We start from the raw sequence: 1547 nt of genomic DNA, 5'->3' as shown, positions 1-1547 counted from the left end.
AGACGCGCATCCGCGAAGCGGTCGTCATTCAGCCACCGTTGCAGCAGGCTCAGCACCTGGGCAGTGGCACGGTGCACCACATCGGCGGGCGAGGAGCTTTCCCCAGTCCCGCCCCTTCCCGCAACCTGGGGCTCCGCCCCAGGACCCCGGTCCTCAATCGCCGGACGGGCTTGAAGAGCGACCACCACCTCATCCGGCAACGCCGCGCCGGAGTCGACCGCCGTGGCCAGCGCGTCCAAGTCGGCGTAAGTGTCGAACCGCTGGCCGGTCGACGCCAGGTCGAGCGCGTCCGACCCCAGCAACGCCCAGCGTCCCGCCGGGCCCTGGGCAGCCACCTCGGTCCAGTCGAGCCGGAAGAGGGAATCCTGACGGCCACCCCGGGCACCGCTGATCTGTTCGGCCGACACCGGCCGCAACACCAGCGAATCCACCGACAGCACGGCACGCCCGGCGCCATCGGCCACCGCCAGCGACACCGCGTCCGCACCGGCCGACGACAGGCGCACCCGCAGCACCGAAGCGCCCACCGCGTGCAGGGACACACCAGCCCACGCGAAGGGCAGTCGCGCCCCGTCCTCGCCCTCGATCAGGCCGCCAAGACCGACCGCGTGCAGCGCCGAGTCCAGCAGCGCCGGATGCAGACCGAACAGCCCGGCCTCGGAGCGCACGTCCTCCGGCAGCTCCAGCTCCGCGTAGACCTCATCGCCCAGCCGCCAGGCGGACGTCAGCCCCTGGAACACCGGGCCGTAGGCGAGCCCCAGACCCGCCATGCCCTCATACAGACCGTCGAGCTCGACCGGCGTCGCACCGGCCGGCGGCCATGCGCTCAGGTCGAACGACGGCGTCGGGGCGCCCTCCACGAGCGCACCGGAGGCATGGCGCAGCCACGGCTCATCGGCGGGCGCGTCCTCGAACCGCGAGTACACCTCGAACCCACGACGACCGGAGTCGTCCGGCGCCCCCACCGAAAGCTGAAGCTGAACGCCGCCCACCTCGGGAAGCACCAGCGGCGCCGCCAGCGTCAACTCCTCGACCTGATCACAACCGACCTGGTCACCGGCACGAACCGCCAGCTCCACAAAAGCCGTGCCCGGCAGCAGCACCGAACCCATCACGGCGTGGTCGAGCAGCCACGGATGCGTCTGCGCCGAGATCCGCCCGGTCAGCAGCAGCCCATCGCCGCCCGCGAGCGGTACGACGGCGCCCACGAGCGGGTGGTCGGCCTCGGCGAGTCCGAGCCCCGCCGTGCCGCCGACACCGTACGCCGACGCCTGGGGCCAGTACCGGCGGCGCTGGAAGGCGTACGTCGGCAGGTCGGTCAGCTCGACCCGAGCCGCGCCCGTACCGGCGAAGACCGCCGCCCAGTCCACCGCCACGCCACGGACATGTGCCCGGGCGATGGCGGCGTGGACGGCCCGCGCCTCGGGCCGACCGGCCCGCAGCGCTGCGGCGAATCCGGCGGCCTCGGCGTCGGTGACGCAGTCCTGGGCCATGGCGGTGAGGACACCGTCGGGGCCGAGTTCGAGGTAGGTGGTGACGCCCTGGGC

The 1547-nt window shown here is 73.1% G+C and carries 1 protein-coding gene; it reads right to left on the bottom strand.

Annotation, left to right across the window (positions count from 1 at the left end):
* Nucleotides 1-1547 (bottom strand): polyketide synthase dehydratase domain-containing protein (locus tag KN815_RS48010; protein WP_216348054.1); only part of this gene is annotated, 1547 nt, incomplete at both ends.

It is taken from the genome of Streptomyces niphimycinicus, from assembly GCF_018883605.1.
Classification (GTDB): domain Bacteria; phylum Actinomycetota; class Actinomycetes; order Streptomycetales; family Streptomycetaceae; genus Streptomyces; species Streptomyces niphimycinicus.
Note: the sequence above shows the minus strand (reverse complement) of the source record. Positions and strands in the feature narration are given on the sequence as shown.